Origin of the sequence: Variovorax sp. YR634 (genome assembly GCF_900106655.1) — a bacterium.
Taxonomy (GTDB): domain Bacteria; phylum Pseudomonadota; class Gammaproteobacteria; order Burkholderiales; family Burkholderiaceae_C; genus Variovorax.
In genome coordinates, this window is record NZ_FNOL01000007.1 from 79,160 (window position 1) to 94,882 (window position 15,723).

Consider the following 15,723-nt stretch of genomic DNA (forward strand, 5'->3'; position numbering starts at 1 on the left):
CTTTGCTCGGCTATCGTCGGGGAGTGTTTTCAGAATGAGGGGGAGACCCTGATGCAGCATTTTCGATTTTCATTGTCGGCGCTTTCCTTGGGCGTCGCGCTCGCCCTTGGTGCGCAGGCGCACGCCGAAACCATCAAGAAGCCCCAACTCGATCAGCTCGCCGCCGCGTGGCAGGCCGGCAAGCCGGCCGCCGACTTCAACGCCTTCCTCGCGCAGGCTGCAAAGAGCCAGCCCGCATTGCAGAGCAGCGTGAATGCGTACCGCAGCAAGAAGGCCTCGCTGGCCGGCGACGACCTCGTCAACATCGCGCGCCTGCTCGGCCTCTACAACCGCCTGAAGAACCAGCAAGCCGTGATTGCGAGCATCGGCACTATGGTCGCGATTCCGACGGTGCGCAACGTGCAGGTGCCGCCCCATGAAAGCGCGTCGATCATCGAGTTCGGCCAGCTGGTGCAGAAGATGGCGACCGACTTCGGGCTTGCCTACCGCAACGTCGACAACCGCATCTTCGAAGTCAGCCTCAAGGGCAAAGGCGGCGAGGAGTTCGGCATCCTCACGCATTCCGACGTGGTGCCTGCGGTGCTGTCCGAATGGGTGCTCGACGATGGCACGCGGCTCGACCCCTTCAAGATGACCCGCATCGGCGACTTTCTCTACGGCCGCGGCACCATCGACGACAAGGGCTCGATCGCCGCAGTGCTCTACGCGATGAAGGCCGTGAAGGAAAGCGGCCTGCCCATCGAGCGCAGCATCCGCCTGATGATCGAGACCACCGAGGAAACCGGTGGCGACGCGATGCAGTACTACCGCACCAAAACGCAGCTGCCGGCCTACAACATCGTGCTCGACAGCAAGTACCCGGCCGTGGTGGCAGAGAAGGGCTCGGGCGCGCTGAAGGTGTTGTTCCCGGCGGAGCAGGCGGATGGCGCATCGACAGCCATCACGGCCATGAGCAGCGCCGCATCGGCCAACGCGATTTCGCAGACGGCGATGGCCACGCTCAAGGGCGGCGATCTTGCGGCCGCGCTCGCAAAGCTCGAAGCAGCAAAGCCGGCCTTCCTGCAGAAATACGAAGGGCAGGGCGGCAAGTTCGCCATCGACATTGCGCGTGGCGCCGACAGCATCGAGCTGAAAGTGACAGGCGTTTCGGCCCATGGTTCGCGGCCGGAGGAAGGCGTGAACCCGCTGCCGCGCCTCGCGCTGTTCCTGCAGGAGTCCGGCGTGTCACTGGCCGCCAACCACTATCTGAAGGCCGTGAAGTACATCGACGCGCTCTACGGTACCGGCTACCTCGGCGAGAAGATGGGCCTGGGCTACGCCGACGACTTCATGGGCCCGCTGACCTTCTCGCCCAACCTCGTGCGCATGGGCAGCGACGGTAGGCTCGAAGTCACGGTCAATGCGCGCATGCCGCGCGGACGCACGCCCGACGAGCTGAAGGCGCAGGTCACGTCGAAGATCGATGCGTGGGCGAGCGCGAACAACGTGAAGCTCGAGGTTGCCTACGACCAGGGCAACTGGATGGCGCGCGACCCCAAGGGCGCGTGGCTCTCGACCCTCCTGAACATCTACGGCGACACCACCGGCCTCGAGGCCAAGCCGGTGCCCACGGCTGGCAGCACCACCGCGAAGCTGATGCCCAACGCCATCAACTTCGGCCCCGCGATGCCCGGCAAGAAGTACACGGCGCACAACGCCAAGGAGTACAAGGAAGTGCCCGACCTCGACGCCGACATGCAGATGTTCACCGAGATGCTGGTGCGCATCGGCAACCTGCAGCAGATGCAGTAACGCACGCGGTTGGCGAACTTAACGCTGCGCTTTCTCCCTCGTGCGCAACGTTTCTTCGTAGTGCGCAGAGACCTGTCGCAGCGCGTGGCTCGGGTATCGTCGAAGGCTTCCATTTTTGTGAAAAGGGAGTCACGCACATGCTGCAATTTCGCTTCTCGTTGCCAGCCCTCACCATGGGCTTGATGGCAGTTGGCCTCACCGCACCGGCCTTCTCGGAGACGCTCAAGAAACCCGCGCTCGACCAGTTGGCCGCGGCCTGGCAAGGCGGCAAGCCCGCCTCCAGCTTCAACGCTTTCCTGGCCCAGGCCGAGAAGGCCAACCCCGAGCTGAAGCCCGCCGTGGCCGCCTATCGCAAGAAGGCACCGCTGGCTGGTGACGACCTCACCAACATCGCGCGTCTGCTCGGCCTGTACAACCGCCTGCACAACCAGAAGGCCGTGATCGCGAGCCTCGGTGCCATGGTGGCGCTGCCGACTGCGCGCAACGTGCAGATCCCGCCGCACGAGAACCCGACGATCATCGACTTCGGCAAGCTGGTCGAGAAGATGGCGCGAGACTTCGGGCTTGCTTACCGCAACGTCGACAACCGCATCTTCGAAGTCAGCCTCAAGGGCAAGGGCACTGAAGAGTTCGGCATCCTCACGCATTCCGACGTGGTGCCCGCGGTGCTTTCAGAATGGGTGCTCGACGACGGCACGCGGCTCGACCCGTTCACCATGGTGCGCGTGGGCGATCGCCTCTACGGCCGCGGCACCATCGACGACAAGGGCTCCATCGCGGCCGTGCTCTATGCAATGAAGACGGTGAAGGAAAGCGGCCTGCCGATCCAGCGCACCATGCGCCTGATGATCGAGACCACCGAGGAAACCGGTGGCGACGCCATGGAGTACTACCGCGGCAAGGTGCCGCTGCCGGCCTACAACATCGTGCTCGACAGCGGCTACCCCGCGGTCGTGGCCGAGAAGGGCGCGGGCTCGCTGAGTGTGTTCTTCCCTGCGGAGAAAACCGATGGTGCAGTCACCGCGATCACGGACATGGGCGCAGCCGCCGCGGTCAACGCGATTTCGCAGACCGCCACCGCCACGCTCAAGGGCGGCGACCTCGCTGCGGTGCTCGCAAAGCTCGAAGCCGCGAAGCCGGCCTTCCTGCAGAAGTACGAACCGCAGGGCGGCAAGTTTGCGATTGCCATCACGCGTGACGGGGACAGCATCGCCATCAAGGTCACTGGCACGTCGGCCCATGGCTCGGAGCCCCAGAACGGCGTGAATCCGCTGCCGCGGCTGGGCCTGTTCCTGCTGGAGTCCGGCGTCGCGCTGGCCGACAACCAGTTCTTCAAGGCGGTGAAGTACGTCGATGCGCTCTACGGCACCGGCTACCTCGGCGAGAAGATCGGTCTGGGTTACAGGGACGACTTCATGGGGCCACTGACTTTCTCTCCCAACCTGATCCGCACCGGTGCCGACGGCCGGGTGGTCGTGGCGGTCAACACGCGCATGCCGCGCGGCCGCACGCCCGAAGAACTCAAGGCCCAAGTCACCGCGAAGATCAATGACTGGGCTGCGGCGAACAAGGCCACAGTCGAGATCAAGTACGACCAGGGCAACTGGATGGCGCGCGACCCTTCTGGCCAGTGGCTGACGACGCTGCTCAACATCTACGGCGACACCACCGGCCTCGAGGCCAAGCCAGTATCCGCGGCCGGCGCCACCACGGCCAAGCAGATGCCCAACGCGATCAGCTTCGGCCCCGGCATGCCCGGCAAGAAGTACACCGGGCACAACGCCAAGGAATACAAGGAAGTGCCCGACCTCGACGCCGACCTGCAGATGTTCACCGAGATGCTGGTGCGCATCGGCAACCTGCAGCAGATGCAGTAGCTCAGCGCAGGCCGCGCGCCTGCAGCACCGCCTTGAGCCGGCGCACCTCGTGCTGCAGGTCGAGGATCAGCGCGGCCGCGTCGAGGCCCACGCCGAAGTCGCGCTCCAGCCGGCGCGCTTCGAGCGCGTGCTGCAGGTCGGCACTGGAGAACTGCCAGCGCTCGGGTTGGGTCTCGGTCGTCTCGATCCGCAGGATGCCGACCTCGACCAGTTGCACGACCCAGGCGGTGTCGGCGCCAACGGCGTGCGCCAGTTCACTCGCCGCGAGCGGCTGCGAGGCGCTGACGGCGGTGGCGGTTGTGACAGTGAAATTCACCATGCTCAGACTCCCAGATGCTGGCGTGGGTGGAACGATGCCGTGGCTTGCGCCAGCTGTTCGTAGGCTTTGCGCGCATCGTCGCTGTCGGCGGGCGGCAGCGCAATGTCGAGCAGCAGGTACAGGTCGCCGGGCGTCTTGCCTGCGAAGCCACGGCCCTTGAGCCGCAGCTTCAGGCCGTTGCGCGCGTTGCGCGGCACGGTCACTTCGACCACGCCGCCGGTGGGCGTTGGCACCTGCACCTGCGCACCCAGCGCGGCTTCGGTGGGCGTGATGGGCAGCGTCATGTACAGGTCGCGCTCTTCCACGCGGTACAGCTTGTGCGGCGCGATGCGCACTTCGAGGTACAGGTCCCCGGGCGGCTCGCCGCCGTGGCCGGGCATGCCTTGCCCCGCGAGGCGGATGAACTGGCCCGGGTGCACGCCCGGCGGGATCTTCACGCTGAGCGTGCGGTTCTCCCACTGCGGGTGGCCCTGTGCGTCGACGGTCTGCGCGCGCAGCGTGATCTCGCGCTCGGCGCCGTTGAGCGCGTCTTCGAGCGTGATCTCGATGGCCGCATGATGGTCTTCGCCGCGCGCGCGGAAGTTCTGCCGCGCGGCGCCGCGGCGTTCGGCCTCGCCGAACAGCGACGAGAAGAATTCGCTGAAGTCAGCGTGGTCGGCCGGGCCCTGGCGCGGGCCGCGGTGAAACTCGAAGCCTTCGTCCCAGCCCGGCGGCGGCTGGAAGTCGCCCTCGGGATGGCCTCCGCGCGCGACACGATCGGCCAGCGCGTCGTAGGCGGCGCGCTTTTCCTTGTCGCCAAGCACGTCCTTGGCCTCGTTGATGTCGCGCATGCGCTTCTCGGCGTCAGGCTCGGTGCTGACGTCGGGGTGGTACTTGCGGGCGAGCTTGCGGTAGGCCTTGCGCACTTCGTCGTCGGACGCGGTGCGGTCGATGCCCAGTGCGCTGTAGTAGTCCTTGAATTCCATGGTGTGTGGCGGTTCGTTGGGTGGACGGCAACAAGGCCCGAGGAGTGGGGGGAGGCTAGGCCAGGGCTGCGTCGCCGTCGGCTTGCCGCAGCAGCGGCGTCACGGCCCATGTGGGGCCGTGGCGCTCGAAACGCAAGGGCTGCGCATTGCCGAGCAGGCCGACGTCGACCGGCACGCCCAGCAGGGCGGCCAGCGCGTAGAGCGTGCCGCCATGTGCCACCACCAGCACCGGGGCGGGCAGCCGCAGGGCCGTGTCGAGCGCGTCGCGCGTGCGTGCGACGAACTGCGTGAGCGTTTCGCCGCCCTCCGGCTCGCAGGCCCAGTCGATGTTGGCGGACGAGGTACCGATCAGCGCGCCGAAGTTGCGCTCGCGCAGCGCGGCCTGTGCGGCCGGCATGAGCTTTAGCGTCGTGGCCACGGTGTACGCGGTGTCGTGCGCGCGCCGCGCGTCGCTGCACACGACGGTGCTGATCGGCTCGCCGGCCAGCAGCCCCGCGGCGCGCGCGGCCTGCTGCAGACCAAGCTCGCTCAGGGGCTCGTCCACCGCCTGGAAGATGCGCAGCGCATTGCGGCCGGTCTGCCCGTGGCGCAGGAAGTAGAAGTGATCGCAGGCTGGCGACAGCGGCTGCGCCTCGGCGATGCGGATCAGTTCGCCGAGCCCGCTCGGGGCGGTGTGGGAAGGGGCGGTTTGCTGTGACATGGATGGGCGGTGTCAGTACGCGAGCTGCAGCGGGGTGCCTTCGCGCTGCGCTCGCACGTCGGCGGGGTGGAACGGCAATGGATGCCACTGCTTGGCTGCGAACAGCGGCAACTGGTCGTAGGCGCGCGGCGAAGCCGGGTCGCTGCTCTGGCCGTAGGTCAGCAGGCCTTGAGCAACCGGGCCGTTGGCGTCGAAGGTCACGACTTGCATGTAGCTGCTGCCGTAGTTGACGTTGTAGCCCTTCGGGTCGATCAGCGACTGGCCCTGCGACTCCAGCTTGTTGAGCACGCCCTCGAACTCGTCGCCGCCGTGCAGCGCGATCTTCTGGCCGCGCACCAGGCGCGACTGCGGCACGCCCAGCGGCACGTCGGCCGCGAAGCCGGCGGTGCGCAGGATGCCGACCGCGTCGCCCAGCGCCTTGAACACGGCTTCGCGCGTGGCCGGCGTGGCCATGTCGAGCCCGGCGGGCGTCGCCACCGGCTGCGCGGGGTCGAACGGCACGCGCCAGACCTTGGGCACGTCCTTCGTCTTGCGCCAGAACTCGCGGAACAGCGGTGCGCCCTTCGAGTCGGCATTGCTGGTGCGGTCCCAGGCGGTGAGCACGCGGCAGCCCAGCGCCTGATCGGTGGTGAGCGTGTTGCCGGCGGCACTGCAGGCGGCCTGCAGGTCGGCCATCACCAGCATGCCTGCGAGATTCCTGTCGCGGAAGATCACGCTGCGCAGCTCGGCCGCGCCCATGCGGTTTCCGGGCAGGCCGTCGCCGCCCGAGAGCCGGCCGCGGATTTCCATGATCGCGCTGCGCGTGCGCAGTCGTTGCGGCACGCCGATCGGGCCCACCAACGGCGACACGCTCGCCATCGGCGCGGTTTCGGGGTTGCTGAGCCAGAAGCTGTCGTTGCTGTTCTGCACGTAGTCCGGCGTGATGAGCACCGGCATGCGCGCCGGCGCGATGATGCCGGGCGCTGCGGCCGCGCTGTCGCGGTTCCATGCGCAGGCGCTGCGCGAGCCGTCGAGCACCGGCAGCCCGGCCGCGTTGAGCAGCGCGGCGGCGGCGGGCGAGGGCGCGCAACTCTTCAGCATTTCGGCCGACACGTCTGGCACCACCGACAGGTCGGCGTACATCGCGTTGCCGTCGCGGTCGGCCGCAATGGTGTTGATCCACGGCATGCCCTGGTTGCCCATGGCGGCGCGCAGCTCGGTCACGTTGCGGGCCAGCGCCATCTTCATCCAGCTCTCGGCCGAGCGCACGTTGAGCGTGTTGGCGTCGCGGATGGCGTAGGCCTTCTGCGCGGTCCAGCCCAGGCCGGCGCGCGGCAGCGAGATCACGGGGCCCCAGTCGGTCGAATAGAAGGTGTGCTGCACCGGCGGCGCGGTGCCGCCCGTTGCCGCGGCGGGCAGTGCCACGGTGCGCGCAACCATCTTCTTCGGCTGGCCGTCGACCAGGTACACCGTCGGGTCATTGGGGTCGAGCTTCAGCTCGTACAGCGTGAAGCGCTTGCCGGTCGACACGGTGTGTGTCCAGGCCACGTCCTTGTTGAAGCCGATGGCCACCACAGGGCTCAGGCCGCCGGTGGCGCCCATCACGTCGAGCTTGCCGGGGATGGTGAGGTGCATTTCCCAGAAGCGGTTGGTGCCGGTCCACGGAAAGTGCGGGTTGCCCAGCAGCAGGCCCTTGCCGTCCGGCGTGGCGTTGCGCCCGAAGGCCCAGCCGTTGGAGCCGAGCTCGCCGCCCTCGGGGTTGGCGTTGAAGCTGTGGCGGCCGATTTCGGCCACGGCTTCCTTCAGGTCCACCGGCGCGGCGCTTGTTTTGGCGCCGGGGGCGGGCGGCACCGCGGCCAGCACTGCGCCGGCCAGCGCGCCCAGGCCGCCCTGGATCATCGACATCTCGGTGGCGCGCGACAGGTCGCCAGCCGTCATCGGCCGCACCCAGGGCTTGCCGCGGCAGGCTTCGGGCAACCCGTTGGGGCCGGCGTCTTGCAGGTAGCGGTTGTAGCCGGCCACGTAGCCGCGCAGCGCGGCCTGCACGTCGGGGCTCGTGGTAGCGCCTGCACGCGCCAGCGCGGCGTCGTCCATGTGATAGCGGATGAACAGGTCGATCTGCGCATTCGGCGCGCGGCCCAGGCCCAGGTCGCCGGTGTTCTGCGCGCCCAGGAACTGCGAGCGCTCGCCGCGCAGCGTGAGCAGGTGCTCGGCCGTCTGGCAGACGTTGTCCTGCGCATGCGCATAGGCGCTGCCGTACGCCAGGCCCTCGTAGTCCGGCGCGGTGATGTGCGGGATGCCGAAGGTGGTTCGCTCGATGGTCACACTGCGCCCGCCGGGCGGCGACGTGCTTGCGCAGGCGGCGAGCAGGGCGACCAGGCCCACGGAAAGGGCCGTGAGCGAAAACCGGGAAGGCGTGGCGTTCTTCGATGTCATGCGGGCGTCTCTCTTATTGGAAGGAACAAGGAAGCCGATTAAAGGACGTACCTTTGCCGCGCGTTGTCACAAGCGCGGCATGCCGCGCAGAGTTCAGCCGAACTTCATGCCCTTGGGCCGGGCCTGCAGCCGGTCGATGTAGGCGTCGAGCGTAGGCCGGTTCAGGACGCCGCCGAACGCGCGGTGCCAGATGAGCATCGAGCCGATCATCACGTCGGCCGCGGTGAATTGCGCGCCGAACAGGTAGGGCCCGTAGCGCAGTTCGCGCTCGACCGCGTCCTTGGCCGCTTCGAAATTGGTCCAGCCGCGCGCGCTGTTGTTGCTGCGGATCTTCAAGATGGCGTCGCCCATTGCGGGCTCCAGCTGCGCGGTCGAATAGACCATCAGCGACAGGTAGCGGCCCCGGTCTGGTGTGCCGACGGGGGGCGCAAGCCGCTTGCCCGGAAACTTCTCGGCCACGTACATGCAGATGGCGGCGTTCTCGAAGACGCGCGCCTGGCCGTCGACCAGCGCCGGCAGCTTGCCCGCCGGGTTGATCTTCAGGAACTCAGGCTTCTTGTGCGCCTTGTCCTTGAGCAGGGTGGTCACGATCTCGTAGTCGGCGCCGGCTTCGTCGAGCATCCACTTGGCGATGTGCGAGCGGCTGTGCGGGTCGAAATACAGCTTCATGGTCATCGGCGTGTCTCCTTCGTCTCGAGTGAGCGGTCAGAACTTCGGGATTCGCAGCGTCTTGCTGATCATGAGCGTGCCCGACAGGGCGAACAGCAGCGTGAGCGGATGCAACTGCCACGGCCCGATGACCCAGGCGCCGCCCCACAAGGCGCTGCCGATGTGGCCCTGCCAGGCCGCGTATGCCAGCACGCCCACCAGCACCACGCTGGTCGGGATGGGGGTGCCCTCGAAGTACTTCACCTTGTCGGAGCCGGCCGACAGTGCCTCGGCCGTCACGTTGAAGCGCGCAAGCCGGCTCACGCCGCAGCCCACGAAATAGATCAGGATCACGCAGTCCCAGCCGCCGTTGAGTCCGGCCGCGAAGCCGAGCGCGGCGGGCGCCATGCCGAAGGAGATGATGTCCGCCAGCGAGTCGAGCTCGCGACCGAGGGCAGATTGCGTCTGGCGCCAGCGCGCGATCCGGCCGTCGAGCACGTCGAAGATGAAAGCGGCCGGTGCGAGCGCGGCCGACCACAGGAACTGCGCGAGCGACTGGCTCGCCATGAAGGCCATTGCGAGGAACACCGCGCCTACCCCGCAGGCTGCATTGCCGAGCGTGAAGGCGTCGGCCAGGTGGAATTCCCGGAGCATCGAAAAATGCTTGCGGGTCGGCGCGGGGGAGGGAGTGGTCATGAAAGATGGGTTGGGCAAACGGCGAATGGACCGCACCTTAACCGAAGCGAAACGCGCTTTTTGTCAGCGCAGGGCGTCAGACGCCGTGATGCGCTTCGACGATCCGTGCGAAGCGCCCGAGCAGGCCGGCCGCTGCATCGGTCGGGACCACGTGCTCGCGCAGTGCGGCCGGGTCGGTGCCGGCGCGGGCCAGGTCGCCGGCCAGCTGGTCGATGTAGCCGCGCATGACGTCGGCGTCGAACTCGGGGTGGAACTGCACGCCCCAGGCATGCGCGCCCGCGCGGAACGCGTGCACCGGCTCGTGGTCGTTGCCGGCCAGCCGCACCGCGCCTTCGGGCAGGCGCAGAGCGCTCTGCCAGTGCACCACGTGGGCCGGGAACTGTGCGGGCAGGCCGCGCAGCAACTGGTCGGTAGCGGCGGCATCGTCGAGCGTGACGGTCACGGTGCCGACCTCCGCGCCCTGCGGGTGGTCGCCGGCCTCGCCGCCGAGCGCATGCGCGAGCAACTGGTGGCCGTAGCAGATGCCGAGCACCGGCGTGTCGCGCGCCACGAGCTGCGCGAGCCAGGCGGCCGTGGTCTCGCTCCAGGGTTTGCGGTGCGACACCATCGCGTGCGAACCCGTGACGACCGCGCCTGACACTTCGGCCGGGTCGGGCAGGGCGTCGCCGCGGCGCGGATCGACCACCAGCAGGGGCAGCGCGTGCGTGTCGAGCCCGTCGGCGATCCAGTGCTCGAAGTCGCCGCGCTGCGCGCGCAGGGCCTCGAAGGTGTCTCCAAGCTTGACGATGACGAGCGGGTGCGGGCGGTGGTTGTCCATGCCCGCGATCATGCCGCAGGTGCACAACGCGCTCGCAACGGCTACAGTGGATGACCCGGGGCGATCCCCGGGTGTTTGACCTGACTGCAACCCTGCCGAAAAATCGACTGATGCGCACCTTGGCTGCCTCCCTCATGATCTTCGCTGCGGCGCTGGGCGCACATGCGGCGGAGGTGGTGCGCTGCACGGACGCCAGCGGGGCCATCTCCTACACCAACGTGGCTTGCCCGGCGGGCAGCAAGCAGTCGCGGCAGGTGCCGATCCTCGAATCGCCGCCCGCCGAGGCGCGCCGGCCGGACTACACGCCGGCGCCGACCCCGACAGCACCGATTGCACCGCCCAACCAGGTGGCGAGCAATCCGCCTTCGGGTCCGGCCATCATCCCGCGCTATCCCGCCGACACGCAGCCCGCGGCCGCCGATCCCCCGGCCGTCGTCATCCTGAGCCCCGACCCGTACTACGACGGCGTGCGCCCCATTCGCCGGCCGCCACCGCATGTGCACGACCCTGGGCCGCCGCCCGGCCAGCGGCCCTGCCAGAACCTCGCAGGCATCAAGCGCGGCAACTGCTGAATGAGTGCAGGAGAAGCCAGGCCCGACAGCCTTCCGTGGACCGTCTACTGCGACGGCAGCGCCATGCCCAACCCGGGGCGCATGGGCATCGGCGCCGTCATCACCGCGCCTGACGGCAAGCGCCACACGCTGTCGCAAGCCACGCATGCCACAGGCTGCAACAACGAGGCCGAACTGCGGGCGCTGACGCTCGCGCTGCAAGACCTGCGCGAGCGGGGTGCGACGGCGGTGCGGGCCTACAGCGACAACAGCATCCTGGTCGAGCAGCTCGGCCCGGCCGGGGCGAAACCGATCGAGCGCCTGGCCGGCCTGTTCGACGATGCCCGCGCCTTGCTCGACAGCTTCGACGACGTGCGCGTGCAGTGGATTCCACGCCACCGCAACGGCGAGGCCGACGCACTGGCACGCGCCGCCTTGGGCTTCGCGCCCAAGCCGCCTGCAAGGCCCGCGAAGAAGCGGCGATAGGGTCGGGCCCGGGAGCCCCTATCATCACGCGCCATGACAGAAGCCACTCCCCGCCCACCCCTTCCCGACCACCTCTCCATCGATCCGCGCAGCCCGCACCACGTGGCCGCCGCGTTCGAGCACGACATCGGCATCCGTTTCAACGGCAAGGACCGCCTCGACGTCGAGGAATACTGCATCAGCGAAGGCTGGATCAAGGTGCCCGCCGGCAAGACCCTCGACCGCAAGGGCAAGCCGCTGCTGCTCAAGCTCAAGGGCACAGTCGAGGCGTACTACAAGGAAGCGTAAGCGCGCTCAGCGCCACTGCAGCAGCAGCGACCAGGGCTGGCGGCTCATGTGGCGATCGATGCACCCCGGAGCGCCCGGCGTGCATCCCTCGGGCAGGTAGCTCGGGTCCAGCCAGCGCGTGCCCGGCGCAAAGTCGAGCCGGCGCCGCGTGACCGACTGCAGCACGTTGCCGCCCACAGTGTCGAAGCCCGTGGCATCCACAGCCACCACCACGTCGCAATGCATGGGCAGCGGTTCGCCGCCGGTGTCCCGCGCGGCCAGCACTTCGCCGATCTTGTCGAAGGTGTCGAATCCGGCGCCCGCGCCGCGTGCCTGGCAGACCAGGTCGCCGACGCGCGGCGGCGTGCGTGTCAGATCGCAGGCGCGCAGGGCGTAGCGCGTGGGGCGGCCCGCAGCCTCCTCGACGCCGGCTTGCCACGCAGCGCCCGCATAGTCGACATGTGCCTCGGAGAACACGAACTCGTCGTCCGCCAGCCCCGCCTGCCGCGCCAGCCAGCTGATGAAGGCCGCGGACCAGGGCGTGTCGATCACCGCGACCCGGCTCAGTGCGGCCTGAACGGCGCGCAGCTCCACTGAATCAAGCCCCTCGTCGGGGCCGACGCCCATGCCCTGCAGGCGCCCGGCCGTCGCTTCGTTCAACGCCTGCATCAGCAGGTGCCGGTCGGCGCCCCGCAGTGCGCCGAAGCGAACGAGCGACGGGAGCTGCGGATCGACGGCCTGCCAGTAGCCCAGCACCCGCTGCCATGGCGCGAGGCCCGGCACCGTGCGGCGCGTGTCCTCGGCTTCGGAGTCGCCGGCTTCGGTCATGCGGCCTTCGGCATCCATGGACTGGCCGCCGAAGGCCTGGTGCTCCTGTTGCGCGAAGGTCGCCATTGCGAGTGCGCGCGACGGTGAAGGGGCTTGCATGGCCGTTTCGAGGCAGCCCGATGCAGCGAAAGCCAGGCCCGGCGCGGATGCGAGCAAGAAGGCTGCGGCGCCCAGGGCCGCCATCGCCCATCGCGAGGCAGGGGGCGCGTCCGGTCGCAGCATGCGATGCGCCTCAGGCCACTATCACCCGCTCGCACGCCTTGCGCAGTGCCGACAGCCCCGGCAGTTCGCGCGCCTTGGCATCGGTGACCACCACGTCGATGTCCGTCGTCCGCGCATAGGTCACGCGGCTGGCCTGGCCGATCTTGGCGTGGTCGGCCAGCAGCACCAGTTGCTGCGCCTGCTCGGCCATGGCGCGCGCCACGGTGGCCTCGTGGTGCTCGAAGCTCATCGCGCCATGCTTGGCGTGCAGCCCCACCGGCGACAGCAGCGCCACGTCGGCGCGGTAGCGGCGGATGGCCTCGACCGTGGTGTCGCCGCAGGTGGCCTGCGCCTTCACGTCGATCTGGCCGCCCAGCAGGATGGTCTGGTTGCCGGTGAGTCGGCCTTCGCCCGCGCCCGCGAACTTGAGCGCGATGTTCAGCGAGTTGGTGATGACCGTCATGCCGCTCAGCGTGCCGATCTCTTCCGCGCAGATCGACATGGTGCTGCCCGCGTCCATGAAGATGGTCTGCCCCGGCCGCAGTAGTGCGACGGCGGCCTTGGCAATGGCGCGCTTTTCGCGCTGGCGCGCCACCAGCCGCACCGCGAGCGGCGGCTCGGGCTCCGCCTTGATGGCAACGGCACCGCCATGCACGCGGCGCAGTTCGCCCAGGCCTTCGAGTTCGAGCAGGTCGCGGCGCACCGTTTCGCGCGACACCGTGAGGTCCTGCATGACGCGCTCGACGCTGAGTCGCGAGAAGGTGGCGAGCAGGCTGCGGATGCGCAGGAATCGTTCTTCTTGGAGCATGGAATGCCGGCGTAAAAAAGAAAAAGGGGCGGCGTCAGTGTGACAGCCGCCCCGGTTGCACGTGAACAGGCACAGGGGCCGTGCAATTGTGCCGGCCAATATCCCGATGCAGGTGCGTTGGCCCCGTCCGTTGTCAGAGATCGGCGAGGCCCATGGCCGGATCGCTCACCGAGTGCTTGCCGGTTTCGACGCGGCCGGCAAAGCGGCGATAGAAGGCCGGATCGGCATCGCAGGTAACGGCGAAGTCGTACCACTGGCCGCTGCTGGCCAGCACCCACAGTTGCTCGGCCTTGCCGCCGCCGCTCACCGTGGCGTTCCACGGGCCGTCGTCGCGGTAGGCCTTGGCGCGCACTGTGAACTTGCAGGCGCCACCACCGCCGTTGAACATTTCCAGGTACACGTTGCCGTTTGCAATGTCGTAGCACACCTGCACTTCGGGGTTGGGTGTGCCACCGGCGCGAAGCCGGTTGAGGTCGCCCTTGAAGTGGCGGTGATAGCCGTTTGGCCCGAGCACCCAGAGGTCGTAGAAGCCGCTGTTGTCGGTCGTGGGGTTCCACGTGTCGTCGAGCGTCTTGCCGGGCTCGACCATGTAACGGCGCGGCAGGCGGTCGAGGTTGAGCTTGTCGTACACATGGAACACGGCCGCGGCCTTGCCGCTGTTCTTGAAGATCAGCCGCATCTGGCCCTTGATGACATCGGCGCGCGCGCTCGTGTGCAGCTCGTATGGCAGGGCGCGCGAGGGGCGTGTGCCGGTGGCCTGGCGCGGCAGTTGCGGGTCGAGCGGCAACGCCACTTGCGCCAGGGCCTGCTGGTCGGCACGCAGCTTGTCGGCGTCAGCCTTGGTCGTGCGTCCCGTCAGCGTGGGCAGTGCTTCCGTGTTGGGCGTGGCGAAGTTGAATGCGCTGGTGAGGTCGCCGCACACTGCGCGGCGGAATGGCGAGATGTTGGGCTCCTTCACGCCGAAGCGTGCCTCGATGAAGCGGATCACCGAGGTGTGGTCGAAGGCCTGCGAATTGACCCAGCCGCCGCGGCTCCATGGCGAGACGATATACATCGGCACGCGCACGCCGGGGCCGTACACACGGCCGTCAGGTGCGGGCTGGCCGCTGGTGCCCGGCGGCTTCGGGTGCGTGAAGCGTTCCACGGCGAGGTCGGCCTCGGGCAGCGTGGTCTTGCCGGCCATCGAGCCGTCGGGGTTGAGCGAGGGCGCGGCCGGCGAGGGGTAGTGGTCGAAGTAGCCGTCGTTCTCGTCGAAGTTGATGAGCAGCACGGTCTTGCTCCACACGTCCGGCACGGCGGTGAGCGCGTCCAGCGTTTCCTGGATGTACCAGCCGCCCTGCACCGGGCTCGAGGGGCCGGGGTGCTCGGAGTAGGCCGCGGGCGCGATGATCCACGACACCTTCGGCAGCTTGCCGTTCTTGATGTCCTGGCGGAACTGCTCGAGGAAGCCGCCGTCGGGCATGGTGTTGGCAATGCCCTTGTAGAGCGGGTTGCCGGCGTCGTCGCTGGCCGGGTCGTAGGCGGGCGACGGGCCGTCGTTGCTCACCGGCTTGCCCGAATCCTCGTTGGCCTTGCGGTACTGCTTGAAGCCGGCCAACGGGTTGTCGGTGAAGTTGTCCGGCAGGCTCTGGTAGATGATCCAGCTGACCTTGGCTTCCTGCAGCCGCTCGGGGTAGGTCTTCCACTCGTAGCCGGTGGTGGACGGGCCGATGTCGTCCCATTCGTTGTTGACGGTGGCCACGTTGGCGCCCGTGGGGCCGTTGGTGCCGGTCCAGTGGAACATGCGGTTCGAGTTGGTGCCCGTATGCATGCTGCAGTGGTAGTCGTCACACAGCGTGAAGGCATTGGCCAGCGCGAACTGGAACGTTACCTCGGCCTCCTTGAAGTAGCCCATCGACGCATTGGTCTTGTAGCGCGGCCATTGGTATGCGCGCCCGCCGTCCCAGGCGTTCTGGCCGTCGCTCCAGGAGTGGGGGGTGCCGCTCACGCGTTGTGCGTTGCCTTTGCGGCTGTCGAGGTGATAGGGCAGGATGGGCTTTCCGGTGGCATCGCTTTGCTGCCACACATTCAAGCCCTTGGGCAGTGGAATGGTGAAGCGGTCGCCGAAGCCCCGCACACCCATCAGCGTGCCGAAGTATTGGTCGAACGAACGGTTCTCCTGCATCAGGATCACGATGTGCTCGACGTCCTGGATGGTGCCGGTCTTGTTGTTGGCCGGAATGGCGAGCGCGCGGCGGATGCTCGGCGGAAAGGCTGTCAGCGCGAGGGCCGCGGCGCCGGTCGTGGCCGTGCCGGTGAGGAATTTGCGACGTGAGTTCGTCATGGGCTTGTTGTTTTGGTTGGACATGGTTCGG

At 68.2% G+C, this 15,723-nt stretch carries 15 protein-coding genes; 5 read left to right on the forward strand and 10 right to left on the reverse strand.

Annotated features, from left to right (window positions below; translation table 11 throughout):
• The first annotated feature begins 51 nt into the window (after nucleotides 1-51).
• Both BLV60_RS14620 and BLV60_RS14625 read left to right on the forward strand, forming a co-directional pair.
• Entirely contained in the window at nucleotides 52-1,791 is a 1,740-nt protein-coding gene (locus BLV60_RS14620) for a dipeptidase (protein WP_093055671.1), read from the forward strand.
• Nucleotides 1,792-1,928: 137 nt separating this feature from the next.
• Complete coding sequence (locus BLV60_RS14625) at nucleotides 1,929-3,668, forward strand: dipeptidase (RefSeq protein WP_093055673.1); 1,740 nt, start codon at nucleotides 1,929-1,931, stop codon at nucleotides 3,666-3,668.
• 1 nt (nucleotide 3,669) lies between these two features.
• Here the strand turns inward: BLV60_RS14625 and BLV60_RS14630 are convergent, their stop codons facing one another.
• The 7 genes from BLV60_RS14630 to BLV60_RS14660 all read right to left on the reverse strand — a co-directional run bounded on the left by BLV60_RS14630 (nucleotide 3,670) and on the right by BLV60_RS14660 (nucleotide 10,228).
• On the reverse strand, nucleotides 3,670-3,987 hold the full coding sequence (locus tag BLV60_RS14630; protein ID WP_093055675.1) for a chaperone modulator CbpM: 318 nt from the start codon (nucleotides 3,985-3,987) through the stop codon (nucleotides 3,670-3,672).
• 2 nt (nucleotides 3,988-3,989) lie between these two features.
• Entirely contained in the window at nucleotides 3,990-4,952 is a 963-nt protein-coding gene (locus BLV60_RS14635) for a DnaJ C-terminal domain-containing protein (protein ID WP_093055677.1), read from the reverse strand.
• A gap of 55 nt (nucleotides 4,953-5,007) precedes the next feature.
• Nucleotides 5,008-5,652: a histidine phosphatase family protein gene (locus tag BLV60_RS14640; RefSeq protein ID WP_093055678.1), complete on the reverse strand. Its 645-nt coding sequence runs from the start codon at nucleotides 5,650-5,652 to the stop codon at nucleotides 5,008-5,010.
• 12 nt (nucleotides 5,653-5,664) lie between these two features.
• Entirely contained in the window at nucleotides 5,665-8,067 is a 2,403-nt protein-coding gene (locus tag BLV60_RS14645; protein ID WP_093055680.1) for a penicillin acylase family protein, read from the reverse strand.
• A 93-nt stretch (nucleotides 8,068-8,160) separates the two neighbouring features.
• Nucleotides 8,161-8,742, reverse strand: coding sequence for a glutathione S-transferase family protein (locus BLV60_RS14650; protein WP_093055682.1), 582 nt, complete (start codon nucleotides 8,740-8,742; stop codon nucleotides 8,161-8,163).
• A gap of 30 nt (nucleotides 8,743-8,772) precedes the next feature.
• Entirely contained in the window at nucleotides 8,773-9,411 is a 639-nt protein-coding gene (locus tag BLV60_RS14655; protein WP_093055684.1) for a CDP-alcohol phosphatidyltransferase family protein, read from the reverse strand.
• A 76-nt stretch (nucleotides 9,412-9,487) separates the two neighbouring features.
• Nucleotides 9,488-10,228 (reverse strand): glutamine amidotransferase, encoded by a 741-nt coding sequence (locus BLV60_RS14660; RefSeq protein WP_093055972.1) that lies wholly within the window; start codon nucleotides 10,226-10,228, stop codon nucleotides 9,488-9,490.
• 119 nt (nucleotides 10,229-10,347) lie between these two features.
• On the opposite strand from BLV60_RS14660, the gene BLV60_RS14665 reads away from it, so the two are divergent.
• The 3 genes from BLV60_RS14665 to BLV60_RS14675 are packed head-to-tail and all read left to right on the forward strand — an operon-like array spanning nucleotide 10,348 to nucleotide 11,553.
• A complete protein-coding gene (locus BLV60_RS14665) occupies nucleotides 10,348-10,800 on the forward strand; it encodes a hypothetical protein (protein WP_143042589.1) in 453 nt (150 codons plus the stop codon).
• A complete protein-coding gene (locus BLV60_RS14670; protein ID WP_093055687.1) occupies nucleotides 10,801-11,265 on the forward strand; it encodes a ribonuclease HI family protein in 465 nt (154 codons plus the stop codon).
• A 33-nt stretch (nucleotides 11,266-11,298) separates the two neighbouring features.
• Nucleotides 11,299-11,553 (forward strand): DUF3297 family protein, encoded by a 255-nt coding sequence (locus tag BLV60_RS14675; protein ID WP_093055689.1) that lies wholly within the window; start codon nucleotides 11,299-11,301, stop codon nucleotides 11,551-11,553.
• A gap of 6 nt (nucleotides 11,554-11,559) precedes the next feature.
• Here the strand turns inward: BLV60_RS14675 and BLV60_RS14680 are convergent, their stop codons facing one another.
• The 3 genes from BLV60_RS14680 to BLV60_RS14690 all read right to left on the reverse strand — a co-directional run bounded on the left by BLV60_RS14680 (nucleotide 11,560) and on the right by BLV60_RS14690 (nucleotide 15,692).
• Nucleotides 11,560-12,582, reverse strand: coding sequence for a DUF2272 domain-containing protein (locus tag BLV60_RS14680; protein ID WP_093055691.1), 1,023 nt, complete (start codon nucleotides 12,580-12,582; stop codon nucleotides 11,560-11,562).
• Nucleotides 12,583-12,592: 10 nt separating this feature from the next.
• Nucleotides 12,593-13,369, reverse strand: coding sequence for a DeoR/GlpR family DNA-binding transcription regulator (locus BLV60_RS14685; protein WP_093055693.1), 777 nt, complete (start codon nucleotides 13,367-13,369; stop codon nucleotides 12,593-12,595).
• Between the two features lie 133 nt (nucleotides 13,370-13,502).
• A complete protein-coding gene (locus BLV60_RS14690) occupies nucleotides 13,503-15,692 on the reverse strand; it encodes a phosphocholine-specific phospholipase C (RefSeq protein ID WP_093055974.1) in 2,190 nt (729 codons plus the stop codon).
• Nucleotides 15,693-15,723 lie beyond the last annotated feature (31 nt).